We start from the raw sequence: 23800 nt of genomic DNA on the forward strand, positions 1-23800 counted from the left end.
TGGCAAACACAAAGTTTTGCCACCTTTGCAGCATTCAAATTAATTCCTGCCCCACCTTTCGTCCGGGTAGAATCAGCGCTCGTCAATCGGCACGACCTTCTGGCCATACGGCTTGCCGACATACTGGCTGAGGGGGCGGAAGAGGCGGTTTTCGCTCCATTGTTCCAGCACGTGGGCGGTCCAGCCGCTCATACGGGCGATGGCGAAGATCGGGGTGAAGAGATCGGTCGGAATGCCGAGGCTGTAATACACCGTGGCGCTGTAGAAGTCGACGTTCGCATTGAGGCCCTTCTGCTCGCGCATGATCTGGGCGATGCGCTCGGACATCTGGATCCACTTCGACTCACCGAGCTGGCTGGTGAGCTGGATGGCCATCTCACGCAGATGCGGAGCGCGGGGGTCGAGGACCTTGTAAACGCGGTGGCCAATGCCCATGATCTTCTTCTTCTGGGCCAGTGCGTCGGCGACCCAGGCGTCCACCTTGTCAGGGGAGCCGATCTCTTCGAGCATGTGGATCACGCCTTCATTGGCACCGCCGTGCAGCGGTCCTTTGAGAGCACCGATGGCGGCGCTGATGGCGGAGAACATGTCGCTCAGCGTCGAAGCCACGACGCGGGCGGTGAAGGTGGAGGCATTGAAACCGTGCTCGGCATGCAGAATGTAGGCAATGTCGAGGGTCTTTTCGGCTTCCTTGCTCGGCACTTCGCCGTTCATCAGGTAGAGGAAGTGGGCGGCTTCGCTGAGGTCCTTGCGCACAGGCGGCAGTTCCAGCCCCTGACGTGCACGGTGGTAGTAGGCGGCAATGACGCCGATCTGCGAAGTGAGGCGGATGGCGTTGGCCATGTTTTCGCTGACTTCGAGGTCATAACGGCTCAAGTCATAGCAGCCGAGCATCGAAACGGCCGTGCGCATGATGTCGATGGGCTTGGCGGTTTTTGGAGCCGCCTTGAGGAAGTCGATGACACCCTGCGGGAGCTCACGCTCGGCACGCAGCGCCGTGGTCAGCTTGTTGAGTTCGGTGCGGTTCGGGAGCTTGTTGTAATAAAGCAGGTAGACGACCTCTTCGTAGCTGACCTTGACCAGTTCGTTGATGTCATAACCGCAGTAAAACAGGATGCCCTCCGCTCCATTCACCTCCCCAAGACGGGTTTCGGCAGCAACGATTCCTTCAAGACCTTTGGATACAACAGACATGGGGTGGGCGTGGGGTTTAGGTTTTGGTAGCAGATAGCGTGCTCAAACTACGGCTCAACCAAAGACTCATTAACAGAAAAAGAAATCTTCCGCTGAGGGATGCCCGGCATCCCCTGAGGACAGGAGGTGGTTTTTGTTTGTGAAACACCTCTCACTGGCCTAGCTCCTTCAATGGCCGCCCCTTATCGCCTCCTTTTTGTCTGCCTGGGCAACATCTGCCGCTCACCTGCGGCAGAGGGCGTCATGCGTGCACTGGTCGAATCTAAAGGTTATGCTGATCGTGTCTCGATCCGTTCGGCGGGCACGGCCGGCTGGCATGCGGGCAAACTGCCCGATCAAAGAATGCGCACCGCAGCGCAAAATCGGGGATATGATCTCAGCAGCCGCGCCCGGCAGGTCACGGAAAACGATTTGAGCGAGTACGACCTCGTTCTCGTCATGGACCGGCAAAACCTGCGCGACGTGCAGTCTTTTGACCGCACATCCCAGTTCAGTTCCAAAATCCGCCTCTTCTGCGAATTCTGCACCGACCATCAGGAAAGCGAAGTGCCGGATCCCTACTACGGCGGTGAGCAGGGTTTTGAACTCGTGCTTAATCTGCTTGAAGATGGCTGCCGTGGCGTGCTGGCGCACATCAGTTCATCCCTCGCGTAAAATGGCCTCCGCCACACGCATGCCGTCAGCAGCAGCGGAGATGATGCCACCGGCATAGCCTGCGCCTTCACCTGCTGGATAAAAATGCTTTACGCCGGTGCATTGCAGCGACTGTGCATCTCGCGGGATGCGCGCGGGTGAGGAACTGCGAGTTTCCACGCCTGTGAGCACAGCGTCATCCAGCGCAAAGCCGGGCAGGTTTTTGTCGATGCGCGGGATGGCTTCCTGAATCGTCTCAATCGTGTATTCGGGCAGCACCTCGCACAAATTGGACCACACCACGCCCGGCTCATAGGATGGCAGCACCTTGCCGGGGCCGGTTGAGGCGCGTCCTGCGAGGAAATCGCCGAGCAGCTGCGCTGGGGCGTGATAATTGCCCCCACCGAGCACGAAGGCCCGGCGCTCCAGATTGCGCTGAAATTCGATGCCGCTCAGCACATCGCCCGCCGGCATGTCCTCGGGCCGAACGTCGACCATGAAGCCGCTGTTGGCATTCGATTCTTCGCGGGCGTAGCTGCTCATGCCGTTGGTCACCACCATTCCCGGCTCCGATGTGGCCGCCACGACGAGTCCGCCGGGACACATGCAGAAACTGTAGGCCGCACGACCCGTACCGCAGTGAGCCACGAACTTGTAGGGCGCTGAACCGAGCCGCTTATCCCCAGCCCATTTGCCGTAGAGACTGCGGTCGATCAATTTCTGCGGATGCTCAATGCGCACGCCGATGGAGAACGGCTTGGCCTCAAATGGCACGCCATGCCGATGCAGCATGTAAAAGGTGTCCCGTGAGCTGTGGCCGATGGCGAAGATGAAGCGCGAGCCTTCGATCGTTTCACCATCCGCGAGCGTCAACGCGCGCATCACGCCTTCTTCGATCACCACATCCACCACACGGGCGCCAAAACGCACTTCGCCGCCCAGCGCGATGATTTCCTCACGCACATGCCGCACGACCTTGATGAGCCGGTCCGTGCCGATGTGGGGCCTGCTTTTGATCAAGATGTCCTCAGGGGCTCCTGCGGCCACCATTTCACGCAGCAGCCAGGGGATGCGGTGCTCGCGGTCCCGAATCTGTGTGTAGAGCTTGCCGTCCGAAAAGGTGCCTGCTCCGCCTTCACCAAACTGCACGTTGGATTCAGGATTGAAATCCCAGCCGCGCCGCCAGAAGCCGGTCACATCACGTGCGCGATCCCCGGCCGCCTTGCCACGCTCCAGCAGCAGCGGCTTGAGTCCCGCACGCGCCAGCAGCAGGCCGCAGAACAAGCCGCAAGGCCCTGTGCCGACGATCACCGGCCGCGCAGAGGCCGAACGCGCTACGTTTTGCGCCACCTCCTGATAGATCTCCTCGGGAGCCGGGCCGATGCGCGGATTTTTGCCGATGCGCTTGAGCACGCGCGCCTCGTCTTTCACTTCGACGAGGAGTGTGAAGCTGAACTCCACATGCCCGCGCCGGGCATCAATCGCCCGCTGCTTCACTTTGACGCTGATCACATCCTCATCGCGTGCTCCCAGCTGTTTCACCACTGCACGACGCAGATCATCTTCTTGATGATCGACGGGAAGGAGAACCTGGGAGAGCTGAAGCATGGGTGACGGGAATTGGCGGCAGTGCCAATAGCCCACGTCAAAGCCATATCAACCCTGCTTCGTGTTCTCAGCCGCATGCGCGTGGCATCCTCACACATTGCCTGCATGGCCGCGTAAATGAATCGAGGGGCCAGGGCTGGAGCATGGACATATCAGTAGGGTTTCACCCCATTGTTGGCCAAGGGCGGCTGGCACGAGGCTTGATGCGTCAAAACGCAATCCACTCAAACCCAACCAACAAAGATGACCACACTCGAAAAACGCATCGCAATCCTAGCAGGAGCGCGCCCCTCAATATGGCGGGCGGCCTGGTGCAGTCTTGGCCTCATGGCCGGGGGCATGCTGTTGCTGGAAGCACCAGCGCATGCGCAGAGCCTGGGGGCGGCATCGAACTTTTCCGTTCTGGGGGGCTCCACTGTCACCAACACAGGGCCCACCCTCCTGATTGGTGACCTGGGTGTGAGTCCGGGATCGGCGATCACAGGCTTCCCACCAGGGGGCGTGACAGGGACGATTTATGTGGGGTCGGACGCGCCGGCGGTCAATGCGCATGCGGACACGTTTACGGCCTATTCTGTCATCTCAGGGCTGGCGGTGGATACCTCCCTGACGGGTCAGGACCTGGGTGGATTAATCCTGACGCCGGGTGTGTATAATTTCACCAGCTCGGCCCAGCTCACGGGTCAGCTGACTCTGGATCCTCTAGGTGATTCGAACGCGGCTTTTTATTTCCAGATCGGAAGCACACTGACAACAGCGGATTTCTCTTCTATCACGGTCGTGGGGAGCCTGCAGCTCGCGAACATCTACTGGCAGGTGGGCAGCTCGGCCACGCTGGGGATCGGATCGGCCTTCGCAGGCAACATCCTGGCCTTGGAAAGCATCACGCTCACCACAGGTGCCAGCCTTTCAAGTGGCAGGGCGCTGGCGATCACCGGCGGCGTGACCCTGGACACCAACAGCATCAACAATGGTGGGCTGGCGGGCGCGCCCCTTGGCATCAACGGCACCTACTGGAAGGGCGGCAACAGCAATCTGTGGTCGGAAATGAACTGGTCTCCAGACACCACCGGCGCGGTGGACCAGTTTATCCCGGCAATGGGTGCAAATGTGATTTTTTCCGTGACAGGTGTGGTACCGCTCCGTCAGGACACCTTGCTTGGCGTGGACCAGAACATCGACAGTCTGGTCATCAATGACAGCGTGGCGGTGAGCATTTCTGGTGCGAACACGCTGACGATTTCGGGCACAGGACTGCTGTCGGGCATCCGGGTCAACAATGGCGCGGGGTTGGTCACGATCGGGAGCAGTCTGGTCCTGGCGGGCACTTCCCAGACGATCAGCGTGAACAACGTCGCAGGAATGGTGATCAGCGGTGTGGTCGATGGCACCATCGGCCTGACCAAGGACGGACTGAAACAGCTCACTCTGACTGGTGAGAATATTTACACGGGCCCCACGATCATCAATGCAGGCACCCTGCAGGTGGGCAATGGCCTCACCGGGTCCATTGCGGCGGGCTCGCTGGTCACCGTGAACGCTGGAGCAAACTTGCTCATTGATCTGGTGAACGGCGGAGTGTGGAGCAATGCCGTCGTCAACAACGGCCAGGTCAAATGGATCGCGCCAGGGAACAACGTCCAGGCGGCGACGAGCGTGATCAGCGGAACGGGCAGCATGCTGATCACCAGTCCGGGCAACACGGTTCTGCTCGGGACGAACACCTTCAGCGGCGGGACGACGATCAACACGCCAGGCAATGTTCTGGTGGGCAGTCCCTTTGCCAGCACTTCGACCGCCTTTGGCACCGGCACGCTGGACATTCAGCAAGGCAATGTGGACACGCTGGGCGGCCAGCTTCTGCAAATCAATGTCGGCGGTTATGTGCAAAGCGGCGGCCAGATCAGCATGCATTTGCAGGGCACCACTCCCGGCACCTACACGCAGTACAATGTGACGGGCACTGCTGCGCTGTCCGGCGGCACGGTGTTCGTGTATGATGACAGCGGCCTGTATGTGCCCAATGGCGCATCGGCTGGCAACCCGACCGGCGACAGGCAAACGATCATCCAGACCACGGGCGGATTGACTGGCCAGTTCGCCTCCAACGCGCCCTTTTCGAGGTTCTACAACGCTCAGTTCAACCAGAACTTCTTATACCATCAAGGTGACACTCTGCTGTACCCGACTGTGACCTACGATGCCAACAATGCTTACATCACCTGGGTCCAAGATGCTTACACTTCGGTGCCGGGCCTGACACCCAACCAGGCCGCGGCGGCCGGAGGTCTTGATGGTTTCCAATTTCTGAATCCTGGGAATGCCGCAGTCACCTACCTCAATGGACAGCCTGTTTCCCGGCTGCCGGGCCTCTATGACCAGATCGCGCCGGATGAAATGACCGCGATTTTTCAGATGGGTTTTCACGCGGCTGAAATTCAGGCGGCGAGCATCCAGCAGCATCTGCAGCAGGTGCGTGACGGTGCCCGTCGCGACAGCAGTGACCTGACGCGAAACACCATCGCATCTTCGGCGGATGGCAAAACAACTGCATCCACTGTCACCGAGCCCTACGAGCGACGCTGGAATTTCTTTGTCGAAGGCCTGGGTGGAAACGCCAATGTGAGCACGACCAGCAATGCGAGCGGTTACAACTTCAACACCATCGGCACCATGATGGGCGCCGACTACCTGCTGAACGACCACTTTGCCTTTGGTGGCATGGGCGGCTACACCCGGTCGAATGCCAGCCTCGTCAATGGAGGCAGCATTCAAGCCGACAGCTTCCGTGGTGCGGTGTACGCCACCCTGTTTGGCGGCGGCTTTTATCTCGACGGGCAGACCGGCCTGACCTACAGCTCTTATGACACCGACCGCTCCTCCCTGCTGGGCCGTGCGACCGGCAGCACGAATGGCGTGGCGTTCAACTCCATGATCAACGGCGGCTACGACCATCATATCGGCGATGCGACCGTAGGGTTGTTCTCCTCACTCGGCTACACGCGGGTGAACTTTGACAACTTTACCGAAAGTGGCTCCCTGACTCCCCTGAGCTATCCCAAACAGCACCAGGAATCACTGCGCTCCAACCTCGGTGTCAGGGTCAGCTACTCGACGCAGGTGGGCCGCATGAGACTTACCCCGCAGGCGCGCGCTTCCTGGCAGCACGAGTTTCTCGACAGCATGCAATCCATCGATTCCAGCTTTGTCGCGGGTCCCGGCCCGATGTTCAGCGTGAATGGTCCAGCCATTGGCCGCGACAGCCTGCGGCTCAGCACCGGTGTGCACCTGCAGATCACTCCCACCGTGGGTGCCTACCTCTTCTACGGTGGCCAGTTCGGGCGCACGAACTACACCTCACACAATGTGACTCTGGGCGTGAACATCAGTTTCTAACACGCCTCTTCGGAGGATGTGAGCGAGCCGCTGCTTAAGCGCGCTCAGCTTAATATCTGTGCGCTGGCACCAAGCAGAATAAACACCTGCTTGGTGTCCAGATGTACGGGAGGCAACAACTTCATGTAAAGGAAGCCAATGACAGCGACCGGCTTGAGAAGCCGGACCACCCTTTGCGCCTGGCAGATGCTTTGATGTCAGCTGTCGCACTCGCGGCATGCCATTGATCTCCACGCCTCATGACTCATGCCAACAGCATCACGGCCCTACTTCGTGTTCGCCACCTTCTCCGGAGGAGGTGAGTACCAGCCGAAGACCTTGTCGCCATTGAACAGCTTGTGGTGCTCCGGCGTCATGCCGCCGTAATCAGCGATGACGCCGGCCTGCTCCACCGTGCCGACGCGCAGATTGGCATACACGTCGCCTTCGTCGTAGAGCACATGCAGCGGATCGCGGCTGTTTAACTGCACGCCTTTGACCGGTTTGACGACGGTGAATCTCCAGGTGGTGTTGATGTGCTGGATGGAACCCAGCTCACGGTAGGTCAGAGCCTTGGGCACATTCTTGAGATCATACTGCGCCACATTGTTGGCACGCCATGGATCATAGGCCGGGCTGCCCGGATTGGAATAGTCACCGGTCCAGAACCGCTGATATGGGGTGGGATCAGGCTGCGCAGCACGGATCGCCGCAGGAGATTGCGTGACCGGGAAATTGTGGATCACCGGCAGCGGATCGATGCGGTCCGCAATTTTGCCCACGAGCGCGAACACATCACTTACCCGGCCATAGGTGAAGAACTGGTGGGAATCCATCAGCTCTGAGGTCGTGACACGGGTCTTCTTGACTGTCAGGCGATGCTCGTTGGCGTTGGAAAACAAATTGAAGCTCAGCAGGTAGTCGATGTCCTTGTCGAGCGCCGGTGTCTTGACGGGCGCATCCTTGGGCATCACCAGAGTCTGAGTACCGTTCTTGGTCTCCTCGGTGGTCAGGTTGAAAACCCGCATCTGCCCACGACGCAGCAAATGGGTGCTGAGACTGTCCGCCAGCGCCCGGCCTAGATCGGGGCGGCGCGTGCCATCCACCGTCACATCCTCGGCAAAGATCGCCACCTTGGGCCGCTCGGCGCTTTTCACACTCCAATCACCCTCGGCATGGATTTTGGCGGAGATGACCGTGCTCAGTAGAGCAGCCAAGGCGAAGGTAATTCGGTGCTTATACATGGCCTGTTGGAGTTCAGGCGATGTTAAAGGTTCAAAAATCGCTTGGGAAGCGAAATTTCGCCCCCTCAGGAGCGTGGGCCGGGGCGGTTCAAAAAGGCCTCATGCTCCGATTTTTCCAGCAGGCCGTCGCTATTTTGATCGATCCACTGGAAGAGCTGTGGCGGACCGATGAACTCCGCTTTGCTGACCTTGCCGTCCTTGTCTTTGTCATCGCGGCCAGTAATGACCTCCCAAGGAATGCCGCGCCGCCCGCCGGTTGGAGGCATGCCTTTGCGTGGATCACGCTCCATCATCGCCGCATCCGCAGTGCTTTCGGTGGTCAGGGCTTCGGCCTTTGCCGTATTGCTTTTCAGTCGTTCGGCAAAGAACTGGCTGACCATGTCGTCGATGTTTTTGCCGGCAAAACCCGGCCCGCCGTGACCTGCGCCGTGGATCGTGTGAAAATGCGCGCTGACCTCGGTTTTCTTCAGTGCATCAAACAGAAGCTGGCTCTGATTGATCGGCACCGTTGGGTCTTTGTCGCCATGCACAATCAGAAAGGGCGGATCATCCCGGGTGACATAGGTGATCGGATTCACCCGGGCTGCCTTGTCTTTGTTTTGCATCACCGCACCGCCGATCAGTTTCGCTTCGGGTGAAGCATCTGTGGCATGACTCTCATATCCAGGTGTGGTGACGAACACGGTGAAGTCCGTCGGACCGTAGTAGTCACACACCGCCTGCACGCGGCTGGATTGATCCAGGTTGGCGCCCACGTCGAACTCCTTCACCTCACCACTGGTGCCGATCAGCGCCACCAGATGCCCGCCTGCCGAACTGCCCCACACGCCAAAGCGCTGCGGATCGAGCGAGTACTCCTTGGCATGCGCCCGCAGCCAGCGGATCGCAGCCTTGCAATCTTCAATCTGCGCCGGGAACACCGCGTGACCACTCAGGCGATAATTGATGCTGGCCACCGCATAACCCTGCGCCACATAACCAGCACGCAGGGGCGGGCAGCCATCTTTGCTGCCGTTCTGCCAGCCGCCGCCATGCACCCAGATGATGAGCGGCAGAGGGCCTTCGGCTTTTTCCGGCAGGTAGAGATCGAGCTTGTGCCGCTCGTGCCCGCCTTCGACGTAAACGAGATCACGATGCGCCTGCACTCCCGCGATCTGCCCCTGTGCAGAAATGACAAGACTCAGCGCAGCAAAGAAGGAGAGGGTGATGCATCTCATAGGCCTGATGAATGCACGGCCTCACTGAAAGTTGCGCCTCAGGCTCAAGGTTTTTTTACCAACGCCATCACTTCCACCGCGCCGATGGCCTGATGAAACACCATCTGGGTGCCCAGCTGATGGATGACGGTGGCTTCACTTTTCTTTTTCCGTGGCGGCAGTGCATCTTCGATCACAGTCTGGATTTCCGACACATGACCCACCGCATTGCCAAACTGATCCATCAACGCAGAACCGCTTGATCCAGGCGCCCAGTCGGTAGTTGTTTCGAGCCACACAGGCTTGGGTGCCTCAGTCCCTTCGGGCAGCTTGTCCGCCTCCTTTTTGGTCATGAACGAACGCTTCACAAATCGGCTCACGATGCCCTCGCTGAAGTAGCCGCGTTTGCCGTTGGGGTCGCTGAAACACCACACGGAATCCCCCGGACTCACGTCCAGAGTGAGCGGCAGCGGGGTGAGCGGCTGGGCGGACTTCACTCGAATGATGGCGCAGTCGGTACCAATGTTGCAGGCGAGCACTTCCGTGACGGGCAGGATCACATCCTCCTCCGTCGCCACCACCAGCCAGCCCTCTTTCATGTTAGGCGGCGGCGCGATTACATGCGCACAGGTGGCCACCACGCCATCGGCCGTGATGGCATAGCCGCCCGACAGATCGAGATGCCATTTGTCACACTTGGAACACAGGTACAACTGCCCCACCCGCAGGTGTGACATGCGCGCACGCTGCCAGCGTTCGCGTGGACTGAGCGGCTTGGAATCTGCGACCGGCAGGGTGATGTCGCACTGCGTGCGCTGCGCCTGCTCCAGCGCCTTCGTCATCGACAGCAGCTCGGAAGCTCCCTGCAATTTCTTCGCCTGCTCCAACAGCACCGCATTCGGACGCGCTCCTCGCCCTTCAGCATAGACCGGCACGCCGGGAGCCTGCGCACAGGCGATGCGGGCGGACACCAGCAGGAGCAGCAGGGCGCAGGCTTGTTTCATGAAGATCAGCCGATTTTCTCAGCACCGAAGTGACCGCGCAGAGCCTCAGGAATCAGGATCGTTCCATCGGCCTGCTGATACGTTTCGACGAGCGCCACAAACAAACGCGCCAGCGCCGTGCCGGAGCCGTTCAATGTGTGGGGGATGCGGTTTTTGCCGTTCTCATCCTTGTAGCGCAGGTTCATGCGACGGGCCTGGTAGTCACCAAAATTCGAGCAGCTGGACACTTCAAGGTAAGTCCCCTGCCCCGGTGCCCAGACTTCAATGTCATAGGTCTTGGCCGAGCCAAATCCAATATCGCCCGTGCAGAGCTCGATCACACGATAGTGCAGGCCGAGCAGTTGCAGCACCTTCTCCGCATTTGCGGTGAGGCTTTCCAGTTCGGCCATGCTCGTCTCCGGAGTGACGATCTTCACCAGTTCAACCTTGTCGAACTGATGCATGCGGATCAGCCCGCGAGTGCCAAGCCCCGCGCTGCCTGCCTCACGACGGAAGCAGGGCGTGTAGGCTGCGTAATTGACCGGCAGCTTTTCCAAAGGCAGGATTTCATCACGATGCAGATTCGTCACCGGCACTTCGGCTGTCGGGATGAGATAGAGATCATCTGCGGCGCTGTGATAGACCTGATCACCGAATTTAGGAAGCTGGCCGGTGCCGACGAGACACTCCGACTTCACCAGCAGCGGCGGGCTGATTTCCTCGTAACCATGCTGCGAGGTGTGCAGATCGAGCAGGAAACTGATCAAGGCGCGTTCAAGCTTGGCTCCAGCTCCGCGATACACCACGAAGGCGCTGCCGGAGATCTTGGCCCCGGCTTCGAAATCGAGCATGCCGAGAGCCGCACCGAGCACGGTGTGGTCCTTCGGCTGGAAATCATACGTGGGCTTCTCACCCCAGACCTTCACTTCAGGATTCTCCTCCGCAGTGCTGCCCACGGGGCAGGCTTCATGCGGCAGGTTCGGAATGCTCAGGAGCAGATCGCGCTGGCGTGCGTCCGCCACATCGGCCTCACGGCCGATTTCTTCGATGCGGCTGCCGATGCCACGCACCTCCGCCTCGATGGCGCTGGTGTCCTGACCGTTCTTTTTCGCGATGCCGATTTCCTTGCTGATGCGGTTGCGGTCACTCTGCAGCTTCTGCCGTTCCGTCTCAGCGGCGCGGCGCTGAGTGTCAATGGACTGCACCTCATCCACCAATGATGCGAAGTCGCCGCTGCGGTTGGCGAGGCGCTGTTTGACCTGATCTGGGTTGTCACGAATGAGGCGGATGTCGAGCATAAGGGCAGGGAGGTTAGCGGGAGTGGGCGTCTTGTCGAGTGCCGGAAGGCGTATTGACAGCAGGAATCGCAGTCCGACCTTCTCCCCGTGATCTACCTCGACGCCAACGCCACAACGCCGGTCGATCCAGCAGTGCTGGAGGCGATGCTGCCGTTCCTGCGCGAGCACTACGCCAATCCCTCTGCCAGCTACGCCGCCGGGCGCAGGGTGCGCCGCGCCATCGAGCAGGCGCGGGCCCAGGTGGCAGCCCTGCTCAATGCCAGCCCGGCAGAGATCACCTTCACCAGTGGCGGCACCGAATCCATCAATGCGGTGCATGCCTCCGTGCGCGCCCTTTGGCCGGAGAAGCCGGAACTCATCATCACCGGCACGGAGCACGCCGCAGTCATGGAGTCCGCCCGGCGCTGGCAGGCCCAGGGGGGTAAAGTCACCACAGCTCCCGTGCACCCTGACGGCCGTGTTGATCTGGATGCCTTTCACAGACTGATTCAGCCTGGAGTCACCGCGCTCGTCTCCATCATGTGGGCCAACAACGAGACCGGCGTGCTCGCCCCCATGCACGAAATCGTCGCGCTGGCGCACGCCGCTGGTGCTCTGGTGCACACGGATGCCGTGCAGGCGGCGGGAAAAATCCACCTCGATGTGCGGACGACGCCGGTCGATTTTCTCAGCCTCAGCGGCCACAAAATGCATGCGCCGAAGGGCATTGGTGCGCTCTACATCAGCCAGCGCGTCCGCTTTGCACCGCTGCTTGTGGGCGGTGGTCAGGAAAGCGAACGGCGCGGCGGCACGGAGAATGTGCCCGGCATCATCGCCCTTGGCAAAGCCGCAGAACTCGCCGGCCAGCATCTTGCAGACGGCAACAAGGCCCGCCTCAAATGCATGCGCGACCGTTTCGAGCACCTCATCCACGCAGCGCTGCCAGACATGCGGATTCATGGCTGCCCGACGCACCGCCTGCACACCACCAGCTCCTTCTGCCTGCCTGAAATGGATGCCGCCGGGATGCTCATCCTGCTGGATCAGGCAGGCATCGCCTGCTCCACCGGGTCCGCCTGCCACACCGGCGCGCTGCATGCCTCGCATGTGCTTGAGGCCATGGGTGTCAGCGCCCGCGATGCCGCGTGCACGCTGCGTTTTTCCTTCAACCGCTTCAACACCAAGGCGGATGCCGAAGCTGCAGCGCATGCGGTGATCGAGTCCGCCCACAAAATACGCGAGGCGCAGGGGTGTGAGTTTGCCGTCATTTCCCACTAACCCGCCACGATCATGAAATTCACCCCAGTGCTGTTATTGCTGCTGTCTCTTCTGTGGCTTCCTGACTGCACTGCGGGAGGACTGAGCAGGGCCTTTGCCGGTCAATCGCTCACGTTGAATTATGATGATTTCGGCCCCGAGCGCATGGCTGCGTCGTTTCTGGGACCACGTGGTGCCCACACGGTCATCGTGGCGCATTATGGGTTCAACGACCTTGCTCCTTCGGGGCCAGAGGATGTTCGTTATGTGAATGTGCTGCAAAGCCTGAACTTTCTGCGGCAGGAAGTGCACAATCTGCCACCCACTGCGGCCAATGAACCCCTGCAGCAGCGCCTGCGCACTACTTATGCCCGGCTCTATCCGCTGCAGCTTAGGCGTCACAATCTCGCGTTGAGTGGTTCCTTTATCCAACCGTTCAGCGGAATGAATCGCAGGCTCATGCTCCCGGCACTTCCGCCGCCGGAGATTTGACGGCGATGAGTGTTTGAGAATCCGGCATCCAGCGACTAAGCATCCAGCCTCATGGCCCACCGTTTCACCTGCATCGAGCGCGTCCAGTTCTCTGACACCGACATGGCCGGCATCGTCCATTTCTCCAATTTCTTCCGCTACATGGAGCGCGTGGAGCATGCCTTCTTCCGCAGCCTCGGCTTCTCCATCGTGGACAAGCCCGTGGAAGGCGAAGAACGCGTCGGCTGGCCGCGCGTTCACGCCTCCTGCGACTATATGGCTCCGCTGCGTGTCGAGGAGGAGTTTCAATGTGAACTCCTCGTGGAAGAAGTCCGCAGCAAGGTCATCCGCCATTTCATCCGCTTTTGGAAACTGGACGGCACCCTGGCTGCTGAAGGCCGCATCACCGCCGCCTGCGTGCGCAAAGACCGCGAGACCGGCCAGATGAAGGCCGTGGTGATCCCGCAGCGTTTCCGCGACAAGATCGAAGCCGCGCCGCCGGAATTGCTGAAACGGCCGGACAGGAAGTAAACTCTTCATGAGCTTCTTGGGGTTTCAGATCCATCCGGTCGTTCTTCTGCTGTTGATGGTCGCCTGGGGTGCGGGTGGACTCTATCTGTTCAGCACGGGCGTCTGCGAACTTCTCCAGATCAACCATGAGATTTCTGAAGTTTTCACAAAGGGAAATACGGCGGTCACTTCAGACCCAACTCCACCAGCTCAAGTTCACATAGGCTGGCGGCTTATACTCGGCACTGCGAGCCTGGCTCTGGCCACGTCTTTTTTCCGTTACCACTATTCCAGACGGAGAGAATTGTAGACCGTGCGCTGTCGCATTGCCCGCTCAAAGTCCCCTGACCATAAAAAGTGAACAAAGCCGTTGTGAGAGGCGTTCTCCAAAGGCAATTCATTGCTCACTCCCCAACTCTTGTGAACTCCCAACCCCGATCCAAAATCATGCAGCCCTGGCTCCTTTACGCTCTTCTCACCGTGCTCTCCTGGGGCGTCTATGGCGTCATTCTTCACGCGGCACGCTCCAAGATGCCCATGGGTGCTGAAACCCCCAATGCCAGCCTTAAGGCATTCCTGTTTGTCTGCATCGCCTACGCTCTCATCGGCATCGTGACCGCGCTGGTGCTGAAGGCCCGGGGCACCAACTGGAGCTTCACCGGTGAAACCGGCAGCGGCATTCCCCTCAGCCTCATCGCGGGCATGGCAGGTGCTCTGGGTGCGCTCACGCTGGTCCTCGCTCTTGGTGCAGCCGCCACTCCCATCATCAAAGGTGGCGGTGGTTTCGGTGTCGCTGCGGCGGCGGCTGTCATGCCCATTGTCTTCGGTGGCGCACCGGTGATCAACACCCTCACCGCCATGCTGCTCCATCGGCCGGAAAAGGCCATTCCACCGCAATTCATCATCGGCTGCGTGCTGGCTGTCGTAGGCGCTGTCATGGTGGCCAAATACGCACCGTCCAACACCGGCGCTGCAGCACATCCTCCTGCCTCAGCCTCCAAGCCACACTGAGATGGCACGCCTGCTTCTTTTCGACATCGACGGCACGCTGATCGACAGCAATGGCGCGGGCGGCGCGGCGATTCTCGACGCTGCTGAAGAACACTTTGGCATTCAGCGCGAACATTTCCCGCCGCTTCAGCTCGCCGGGTCCACCGACCCCGCGATTGCCATGGATGTGTTCGGCCACCTGAGCCGCCAGCATACGCCGGAGGAAGTCATCGCGTTTCTTGACCGCTATCTCTCCCATCTCCAGCGCCGCCTCCAAGCGCCGGACTTCACCGGCTACACCCTGCCCGGTGTGACGCAACTGCTGGAAGCCTTGCGCAGCGAAAACGAAGCGCACCTGGGTCTGCTCACCGGCAACGTGCGTCGCGGCGCGGTGATCAAGCTCTCGCGCCACGGCATCTACGAGCATTTCATCGAAGGCGGCTTCGGCAGTGATCATCATGACCGCAACCAGCTCGGCCCTGTGGCGCTAAAACGCATGCAGGATGCCACCGGCACGACCTACCACATCGACGATGTGATCGTCATCGGTGACACCCCCAAGGACATCCGCTGTGCCGAAGCCTTTGGCGCCAAGTGTCTTGCCGTCGCGACGGGTCAGTATTCCCATGCTGAACTGAGCGCCCTGAATCCCTGGCGCTGCGTCGAATCGTTTGCCGATGTGCCCGCCATCGTCGAACTGCTGCTGCGTGACTGATCCCTCATGAGCAACACCTCCGACGCCACGCGCGCCATGCGGTTCTCTCTCGCCGTGGGGTTCCTCATGCTTGTGCTCAAAATGGGGGCGTATGTGCTCACCGGCTCTGCGGCAATCCTGGGTGATGCAGCGGAGTCTGTCGTGCACGTCGCGGCGGTGATGTTCGCGACCTTCAGCCTCGGTGTGCTGCACAAACCAGCCGATGCCGACCACCCCTATGGCCACAGCAAGATCGCGTTCTTTTCCGCCGGGATCGAAGGCGGGCTGATCATCCTAGCCGCCTTGTTCATCATCTATGAATCGGTGCGCCGACTGCTGCTGCACCTGCCACCTGCCAATTTGGACCAGGGTCTGGCGCTGACCGCGCTGACGATCGGCATCAATGCAGTACTCGGCACATACCTTATCCGCACAGGGAAAAAACAAGGATCCCTGATTCTTGAAGCCAATGGCAAACACGTCTTCACCGATGTATGGACCAGCCTGGGTGCCATCGTGGGTCTCGGCCTCGTCGCCTTGACCGGCTGGCACAGCTGGGATTCGATCTGCGGCCTTCTCATGGCCGCCAACATCATCTGGACCGGCTACGGCCTCATGCGCCAGAGCGTTGGCGGCCTCATGGACAGCGCCGATCCAAAACTGAACGCCATCCTCGACGCCGCGCTGCGCCGCGAAACTGAAAAACACGGCCTCCAGTTTCATGCCTTGCGCCATCGTGATGCCGGCGAAATGCACTACGTCGAAGTTCATCTGCTCTTTGCCGATGACATCATGCTGCGCGACGCCCACCGCATCGCCACCCAGATCGAGACCGCCGTGCAGGACAGCGTGGCCAATCCGGTGCTGATCACCACGCATCTCGAATGTCAGGGTGACCATGATGAGCTGCATCAGCATGGAGAAGCCAGCGATCCGCACAGCATCCGCGCATGATCCCGCTTGATGCCAGCGCCTTGAACGATCCCGCCCTGCCGTGGCACATTACGGTGCTGGATGAAGTGGGATCCACCAGCGACTGGCTCAAACAAAATGCCGCCACTCTCCCGGTCGGCGCTGTGGTCTTCACCGAATCACAAACCGCAGGCCGGGGTCGGCGCGACAACCGCTGGATCGCCCCACGCGGCAGGGATTTGATGTTCTCGCTGCTGATGAAGCCTGCGGCCCCCATGGAATCGTGGCCCCGCATCACCACCCTGGCCGCGCTTGCCATCTGCAAAGCCATCGAGGCCGAACTGCCGCTGCAACCGCGCATCAAGTGGCCCAACGATGTTTATCTGAGCGACCGCAAGGTCAGCGGCCTGTTGGCGGAGACTGTCTCCACCCGTGATGGGATGCGCATCGTTCTGGGCATCGGCCTGAACGTGAACGCGCGCGACTTTCCGCCGGAGATCCATGCCACTTCATTGCTGCGGGATCTCGCCAGCCCCGTGGTGAGCGAACTCGACCGCAACACTCTTGCCCACCGCCTGCTGAGCTCTTTAAACACAGAGTTTGCGCGCATCGAAGATGGTTTTCCCGCAGCCATCGCCGAAGTACGTGAGCGCAGCTGGCTGTCCGGGAGGCAGATCCGCTGCCGCGCCGAAGGCCGTGAATTGCATGGCCGTGTCCTTGATTTGAATGAGGAGGGTCATCTCTTGCTTGCACTGCCGGATGGCAGCACACTGACGCTCACCAGCGCGGAAGAAATCCGCGATGTGAGAATTTGATGAATTTCAGCTGAATTGGCTCGGTATCGGCTCCCTAAGCAGACCAACCTGTCACACACTCTCAGCTTGAGCTTTTTCCTGAACGAGGTTTAGGATGCATCTGGCCGTCCACGACTATCTCTGCATGAGCGAAGAAACTGAATCCCCGATCACTCCTGAAGAAAAGCCTGCGGAGGAATCCCCCTTCCCCACCCTGGAGGAAATGGCGGCGCTGCTGCCGCAGTATGAGTTTCACGGTATTCTCGGTGTCGGAGGCATGGGGGCGGTGTATCTCGCCAGACAGGCCGCGCTGGACCGCTGGGTGGCCATCAAGCTTCTGCCGGAATCCGCCTCTCAGAATGAGGAGGATGCACACCGCTTCATCACGGAGGCACGCTCCATGGCCCGGCTCGCGCATGTGCACATCGCGGCAGTGTACGATTTCGGCCAGACCACACAGGGGCACCTCTATCTGGTAATGGAGTATGTGAACGGCATGGACCTGCATCGCCTTATCCATCACGATGAAGTGACGCCTGAGCGTATCCGCAGCCTCGTACCGCAGCTGTGTGACGCGCTTGCCTATGCTCACAGTCACCACATCATCCATCGCGACATCAAACCCGCCAACATCCTCGTCACGGAGGACTGGCAGGCAAAGATCGTCGATTTCGGCCTCGCACACGACAAGGACACCGTTGCAGCCGGCGAGGCCGAGTACGGCACCCCTGACTACGTGGCTCCCGAACGCCTGCAGAGTGGTGCCGCCGTGGATCACCGCGCTGACATCTACGCACTGGGTGTGGTCATCCATGAAATGTTCACCAAGCTGACACCAGGTGCAGCCGGAGTTATGGCAGGCCAGGGCGTGCCAGCGGCTTACGCCAGCATCGTGAACCGCTGCATGATGGCGGACCCCGCCCGCCGTTTTCAGAATTGTGCCGAAATCAAAACCTTCCTCCAAGCTGCCGCCACAGCAGCAGCTGCTCCGGCAGCGACCGTGCATCGCGCTCCGCCGCCGCAATTGCAGGCGCGGGTACGCCCGCAAGGATCCGCCCGCTCGCAACCAAAACAAAGTTCGTACGGATGGCTCTGGGCTGCCGCCTGCATTGCTTTGCTGAGCGCCGGCAGCTGGTTCATCCAGCAGCAGAACAAGCCTGACACCTCTGCCCAGTCCAAACCAGATGCGAAAGTCGCAACAACAAGTGAGACGAACGCAAAGAAAGACGCGGCAGCCCCCGCCCCCATGCCGAATGCGGCCACAGTTCCCGCGCCCGCGCCCGCGCCCGCCATCCTCAGCAATGCGCCTGCCGGACCTTTCAAACCCGAGGCCGGAGACTTCACCATCCTCAGACGCCTCAAAGGGCACAAAGAACTCGTCTATTCCTGCAGCATTCTACCCGACCAACGACGTGCCATTTCCGGCGGCCAGGATGATACGCTGATGATCTGGGACGTGGCCACGGGTGCTGAACTGAGACGTTTCCCCTCCCCGGTCGGCGATATTAACGGCATCGAGCTGGCAGCTGATGGCAGGCGCGTCCTGGTCTACTCATTGCGCTCACATCAGGTTGCCATCTTCGACCTCGAAAAGGGTAGAACCATCGCCAGCATCAAAGCCCCTGCCAACAGGCTGACATTTGCCACGTGGGCCACCGACCAAAAAGGCGTCTACCTGCTCTGCAATGACGCCAGCGGCGGCGTCTATCACTGGGACCCGTCGAAAGGTGCCGTGCTGCAGCAGTTCTCTGAATGGCCTCGCGCGGCTTATCACCTCTTCCAGCTGCCCGCGATGAAGCCTGACGAGGCATCCCAGCTTCTGGTGGTTGGCAGCACCATGAAGCCCAATCCGAATCAAGGCCCAGGCTCCACTCAAAGCATCATCATGGACAAGCCCTTTGCGGCGCTGTTCTCCGCGCCAGACCATCGCCACATCCGCGATCTGCCGGGCTACACCAATATTCGCAACCGCCTTTCCCTCTCCCCGGACGGCAGCACCATCGTCGGCGGCCTCGGCCCCCTCTACCTGCTTGATGTTCCAGCGCTCACCCCGCGTTTCCTCATCAATCCTCCTGCCGGCCTCAGCTGCTCCAGCACGGCTTGGGCGGGGGCCGGTCGACTCCTCGTCTGTGCCTACTCCAATGGCAGTCTTCTCATCCGCGAAGCCGACACCGGAGCTGAACTGGCCAGCCTCGACATCGGCATGCGCGCCAACACGATCCGCATCTCCCAGGATGAGGGCTGGATGTTAGTCACGGGGTTCCCGATCGACATGAAAAATCAGCAGGCAGATGACTTCGATGCGCTCGTCATCCGCCTCCCGGATTTGAACAGACTCGGCACAAACAAAAGCTTCCTCACGCTGGCCACACGTCAGATTTCCCGCCTGGAAAAATTCGACCCGGAACTCGCCGCGTTGCGCGCTCAGTCAGCTCCGTCAGACTCGCTCGTCAATGATGAGCAGTTCCACGCACAGATCCGCGATCTCACCAGCAAATACGGTGCCGCCTTGCTTCGCTCCGCCGCCGCGGCTTCCCCCAAAGACCAGCTCGCCATGCGTGCTGAGGCGAATGCCATCGCCGCCGGACAGCCCGTGCCCGATCCCTCCACCGACGCCACGACTTCGGGGGAGCACAAACGCTTTCGTGGCATCTACCGCCAGCAAATCGAGCAACTTGAGAAACGCCGCATGGAATCTGCGGAGGCCATGCGCGGGACCCTCGAAAGTGGTGTCAAAAACCTCGCCTCCAAGCGCCAGCAGGCGGGAGACCGTCTTGGCTCCGCCCGCTGCGATGCACTGCTCGCCAGCCTGCCCCCTCCGAAGCCTCTCAACAATGTGACTTCTTCCGGCACTCCGACTCTAGCCGCGGTGGCCGCCCCATCTCCTGTCACTGCGCCCCCGGCGCCCACCGCTGCTCCAATGCCGATCAATACGGCGGCTCCCAAAGTCCCCTTCGCGACCGGTGTCAAAATCGAAGTCATGATCGGTCGTCCCGCCAAAACCGAGGGCGGTGACTTTGACGACGAGATGCAGGTGATCAATCCGCGTGTCAAATTCACCAATACTTCGACCGCTCAGGCCTACGATGGCTACACGGTGAGTTTCATCCTTCTCGGCGAAAGCACAGTGGACATGAAAGTCGCCAAAGTCCTGCAGCGGGAGGATTTCCCGGTGTCCATCCCCATCCGCCAGGTGTTTGAAAACAAGCTGCCCAGTGTCACTACTCAGTTTGACACCACAGGTGCTGTGTTTGGTTTCAAGTATCAAGGCTGGATCGTCCAGGTCACGGATCCGAATGGTGCGATCGTCCTGACCAAATCCACCTCGTCGGCATTTGAGAAACTGGCGGAAAAGGTCAAACTGATGAAGGCCGACGAGTGCTATGACAAGAAGCTCACGAGCGTCTCAGACCCCGATAGACGTTTTTAGGCCGGACGGCAATGAACGGTGTTCGTGATTGAACTGCCCGCCACCTCATACTATGAGGCAGGCCACCCATGTTTCGCGCCCTCCTCACGTCCCGTCTCCAGGCAGCCTTCACCGCCGCCGGCATTGATCTGCCCGAAGGTTTCACCCCCGGCGTCGTCATCGCATCCGACACACGCTTTGGCGACTACCAGAGCAATGCGGCGATGATCCTGGCCAAGCAGCTCAAGACGAATCCACGTGCTCTCGCGGAACAGATCAAGGCGGCGCTTCAGGTTGAGGACCTGTGCGAAAAAATCACCGTGGACGGCCCGGGCTTTCTAAATCTCACGCTCAGCCCTGCCGCACTGGCCCAGAGGCTCTCCGTCATTGTCAAAGATGACCACGTCGGCGTCCCCCAGGTGGAAAAGGCCAAGACCATCGTGGTCGATTTCTCCGCGCCCAACATCGCCAAGCCCATGCATGTGGGCCACATCCGCAGCACCTTCATCGGCGATTCCCTGGCCCGCGTGGCCCGCTTCATTGGTCACAAGGTCATCACCGACAATCACGTCGGCGACTGGGGCACACAGTTCGGCATGATCATCCACGGCTGGAAGACGCAGCTTGATCAATCCAGGCTCAAGGCGGACCCGATTCATGAACTCGTTAGCGTTTATAAATCCGTGAACGCCGCCGCGAAAGCGGATGAAGCCGTGCTCGAAACCTGCAAGGCTGAACTCGTGAAACTGCAGCAGGGCGATGCCGAAAACCTCGGCATCTGGAAGGAATGCGTGCGCCTCACGCTCGAACAGCTCGAAAAAGTGTACGGTGCCCTCGACATCAAGTTCGACTATTACCTCGGCGAAAGCTTCTACAATGACGCCCTGGCCCCGCTGGTGGCAGAGATGCTCAATCAAGGCATCGCCACGATCAGCGAAGGTGCCACCGTGGTCTTCAGCGACGGCAGCGTGAAGCCTGAGAACGACCCCTTCCTGATCCGCGACAAGGACGAGTGGAAGCCCGCCCCCTGCATCATTCGCAAAGGCGACGGCGGTTATCTCTACGCCACCACCGATCTCGCCACCATCGACTACCGCGTGAAGGAATGGCAGGCAGACGAAATCTGGTACGTCGTCGGCGCACCGCAGCAGCTGCACTTCCGCCAAGTCTTCGCCGCCGCTCAGCGTCGTGGCATCACCACCAAGATGATTCACATCGCCTTCGGCAGCATCCTCGGACCCGACGGCAAGATGTTCAAAACCCGCAGCGGCGAAACCGTCGGCCTCCTCGAAGTCATCGACGAAGCCATCGAGCGCGCGCGCGCCGCTGCCGATGAAAAAGAGCAGGGCCTTAGCGACGCTGAAAAAGACGAGATCGCCCGCATCATCGGCGGCGGCTCCGTCAAATACGCCGAACTAAGCCAGAACCGCCTCACCGATTACAAGTTCAGCTGGGACAAGATGCTGTCCCTGCAAGGCAACACCGCGCCTTATCTCATCAACGCCTACGTCCGCACGCGCGCCATCTTCCGCAAGCTCGATGGAGAAGTCACTCTCACCGAAGATCTCGCCATCACCGAACCCGCCGAACGTGCCCTCGCGATGAAGCTCGCTCAGTTCGCTGAAAACGCCCACGACATCCTCGACGATCACCGCCCAAACCTGCTCGCGAATTACCTCTACGAACTCGCAGACACCTATCACAGCTTCTACGAAGCCTGCCACGTCCTGCGTTCCGAAGGCACCGCCCGCAACACTCGCCTCACCCTCTGCGAAGCCACCGGCCGCGTGCTCAAGACCGGCCTCGGCCTGCTGGGCATTCAGACGACGGAGCGGATGTGATCAGGCAGATCGCGCATCATCAACCGTGTACGTGAGAAAAAATTCCAGCCTGTGATCCGCTCTCAGGAGGAGGTGGGCGGCTGGCCCAAACTGACGGAATAAGGAATCGCTGGCACGCCCCCCATTCGTCATTCATCATTCGGCCTTCGTCACTTTTTCCTCCCATGCCCGTCCCTCTTCTCGACGTCAACGCCCAGAACCTGCCCCTCGAATCCGAACTCCAGGCCGCCTTCACGCAGGTGCTGCATCATGGCAGGTTCATCATGGGGCCGGAGTTGGAGACCTTTGAAAAAGAAATCGCAGAGATGGTGGGCGTGAAGCATGCGCTGTCTGTCTCCTCCGGCACCGATGCCCTGCTGCTGGCCCTCATGGCGCTGGACATCAAGGCGGGTGATGAAGTTCTCTGCCCTGCGTTCACCTTCTTTGCCACGGCCGGAGCCGTCTCACGCCTCGGCGCTGTGCCGGTGTTCACAGACGTCTGCCCCGTCTGCTTCAACATGGACGTGAACGATGCACGGAAAAAGATCACCGAAAAGACCCGCGCCATCATCCCTGTCCATCTCTTCGGCCAGTGTGCGGACATGATTCCCATCCTCGCTTTGGCCAAGGAACACGGCCTCAAAGTGATCGAGGACGCGGCACAGTCGATCGGCGCCAAATACCGCGGCGAAAGCAGCGGCACGCTGGGAGATTTCGGCTGCTATAGCTTCTTCCCGAGCAAGAATCTCGGCGGCTTTGGCGACGGCGGCATGCTGGTGACGAATGATGACGCACTGGCCGAGTACGCCCGTGTGCTGCGTGTTCATGGCGGCAAGCCCAAATACTACCATCACTACGTCGGCGGCAATTTCCGCATGGACACGCTGCAATGCGCCCTGCTGAGCGTGAAGGTGAAGCGCTACGCGCAATACACAGCGGATCGCCGGCGCAACGCCGCGCACTACATCGAGGCACTGTCGAAACTCCCCGGCGTCGTGCAGGCTGATCCTGCGCACTGCAAATGTGTCAGCACCCAGGACACCTGGCTGACTGCACAGAATGCCAAGATCGTGCTGCCCGTCAGCTACGAGCACAACGAGCACATCTGGAACCAGTTCACCATCCGCGTGCTGGGCCACCAGCGTGATGCACTGCGCGACCACCTGGTGGCCAAAAAAATCGGCTGTGACATCTACTATCCCGTCACGCTCGATCAGCAGACCTGTTTTGCCGGTCTTCCAGCAGCCTCTCTCTCAGGCTGCGAGGTTTCCCATCGCGTGGCAGGTGAGGTGCTCAGCATTCCAATCTATGGCGAACTTACCGAAGCGCAGCGCAATGAAGTGATCGCGGCGATTGCGGAGTGGCTTGCATAAAAAAAGCCGGACAAATTTTGTCCGGCTTCTGAGTTCACACCAACCGACGGACAAAAGTGT

Annotated in this window: 18 protein-coding genes; 12 read left to right on the forward strand and 6 right to left on the reverse strand. The window is 60.1% G+C overall.

The features are described from left to right. Window positions 1-72: 72 nt before the first annotated feature. Entirely contained in the window at window positions 73-1194 is a 1122-nt protein-coding gene (locus tag AC24GY_RS09580; RefSeq protein WP_487682324.1) for a citrate synthase, read from the reverse strand. 171 nt (window positions 1195-1365) lie between these two features. Between AC24GY_RS09580 and AC24GY_RS09585 the strand changes: the two genes are divergently transcribed. Beyond that, a complete protein-coding gene (locus AC24GY_RS09585; protein WP_487682326.1) occupies window positions 1366-1848 on the forward strand; it encodes a low molecular weight protein-tyrosine-phosphatase in 483 nt (160 codons plus the stop codon). Here AC24GY_RS09585 and AC24GY_RS09590 read toward each other — a convergent pair. Further along, window positions 1834-3435, reverse strand: a complete 1602-nt coding sequence (locus AC24GY_RS09590) for an NAD(P)/FAD-dependent oxidoreductase (protein WP_487682328.1) — start codon at window positions 3433-3435, stop codon at window positions 1834-1836. The two genes, AC24GY_RS09585 and AC24GY_RS09590, sit on opposite strands and share 15 nt — an antisense overlap. 339 nt (window positions 3436-3774) lie before the next feature. Here AC24GY_RS09590 and AC24GY_RS09595 point away from each other — a divergent pair, with 339 nt between their 5' ends. Then, window positions 3775-6831 carry an autotransporter domain-containing protein gene (locus tag AC24GY_RS09595; protein ID WP_487682330.1) on the forward strand — a complete coding sequence of 1019 codons (3057 nt, stop codon included), beginning with the start codon at window positions 3775-3777 and terminating at the stop codon, window positions 6829-6831. 266 nt (window positions 6832-7097) lie between these two features. Here AC24GY_RS09595 and AC24GY_RS09600 read toward each other — a convergent pair whose 3' ends face one another. The 4 genes from AC24GY_RS09600 to serS form a co-directional block, all read right to left on the reverse strand. Continuing rightward, window positions 7098-8054: a hypothetical protein gene (locus AC24GY_RS09600; RefSeq protein WP_487682332.1), complete on the reverse strand. Its 957-nt coding sequence runs from the start codon at window positions 8052-8054 to the stop codon at window positions 7098-7100. A 65-nt stretch (window positions 8055-8119) separates the two neighbouring features. After that, a complete protein-coding gene (locus AC24GY_RS09605) occupies window positions 8120-9271 on the reverse strand; it encodes an alpha/beta hydrolase fold domain-containing protein (RefSeq protein ID WP_487682334.1) in 1152 nt (383 codons plus the stop codon). A 44-nt stretch (window positions 9272-9315) separates the two neighbouring features. Continuing rightward, window positions 9316-10254: a S1 family peptidase gene (locus tag AC24GY_RS09610; RefSeq protein WP_487682336.1), complete on the reverse strand. Its 939-nt coding sequence runs from the start codon at window positions 10252-10254 to the stop codon at window positions 9316-9318. 5 nt (window positions 10255-10259) lie between these two features. After that, entirely contained in the window at window positions 10260-11531 is a 1272-nt protein-coding gene (gene serS / locus AC24GY_RS09615) for a serine--tRNA ligase (RefSeq protein WP_487682338.1), read from the reverse strand. An 87-nt stretch (window positions 11532-11618) separates the two neighbouring features. On the opposite strand from serS, the gene AC24GY_RS09620 reads away from it, so the two are divergent. The 10 genes from AC24GY_RS09620 (at window position 11619) to AC24GY_RS09665 (ending at window position 23740) form a co-directional block, all read left to right on the forward strand. Continuing rightward, window positions 11619-12788, forward strand: a complete 1170-nt coding sequence (locus tag AC24GY_RS09620; RefSeq protein WP_487682340.1) for a cysteine desulfurase family protein — start codon at window positions 11619-11621, stop codon at window positions 12786-12788. A 12-nt stretch (window positions 12789-12800) separates the two neighbouring features. Next, complete coding sequence (locus AC24GY_RS09625; protein WP_487682342.1) at window positions 12801-13259, forward strand: hypothetical protein; 459 nt, start codon at window positions 12801-12803, stop codon at window positions 13257-13259. Window positions 13260-13310: 51 nt separating this feature from the next. Then, a complete protein-coding gene (locus tag AC24GY_RS09630; protein WP_461526460.1) occupies window positions 13311-13769 on the forward strand; it encodes an acyl-CoA thioesterase in 459 nt (152 codons plus the stop codon). A gap of 426 nt (window positions 13770-14195) precedes the next feature. Further along, window positions 14196-14759: a hypothetical protein gene (locus AC24GY_RS09635; RefSeq protein WP_422320382.1), complete on the forward strand. Its 564-nt coding sequence runs from the start codon at window positions 14196-14198 to the stop codon at window positions 14757-14759. 1 nt (window position 14760) lies between these two features. Continuing rightward, the gene (locus AC24GY_RS09640; protein WP_487682345.1) at window positions 14761-15453 is read left to right on the forward strand and encodes an HAD family hydrolase; all 693 of its coding nucleotides are present in this window, start codon (window positions 14761-14763) and stop codon (window positions 15451-15453) included. A gap of 6 nt (window positions 15454-15459) precedes the next feature. Then, a complete protein-coding gene (locus AC24GY_RS09645) occupies window positions 15460-16386 on the forward strand; it encodes a cation diffusion facilitator family transporter (protein ID WP_487682347.1) in 927 nt (308 codons plus the stop codon). Next, entirely contained in the window at window positions 16383-17159 is a 777-nt protein-coding gene (locus tag AC24GY_RS09650; RefSeq protein WP_487682349.1) for a biotin--[acetyl-CoA-carboxylase] ligase, read from the forward strand. Before AC24GY_RS09645 ends, AC24GY_RS09650 begins: the two co-directional genes overlap by 4 nt. Window positions 17160-17283: 124 nt before the next feature. Continuing rightward, the gene (locus AC24GY_RS09655; RefSeq protein ID WP_487682351.1) at window positions 17284-20568 is read left to right on the forward strand and encodes a WD40 repeat domain-containing serine/threonine protein kinase; all 3285 of its coding nucleotides are present in this window, start codon (window positions 17284-17286) and stop codon (window positions 20566-20568) included. 68 nt (window positions 20569-20636) lie between these two features. Further along, complete coding sequence (gene argS, locus AC24GY_RS09660) at window positions 20637-22388, forward strand: arginine--tRNA ligase (protein ID WP_487682353.1); 1752 nt, start codon at window positions 20637-20639, stop codon at window positions 22386-22388. A 164-nt stretch (window positions 22389-22552) separates the two neighbouring features. Then, entirely contained in the window at window positions 22553-23740 is a 1188-nt protein-coding gene (locus AC24GY_RS09665; RefSeq protein ID WP_487682355.1) for a DegT/DnrJ/EryC1/StrS family aminotransferase, read from the forward strand. Window positions 23741-23800 lie beyond the last annotated feature (60 nt).

This window comes from Prosthecobacter sp. Pr1, assembly GCF_057652315.1.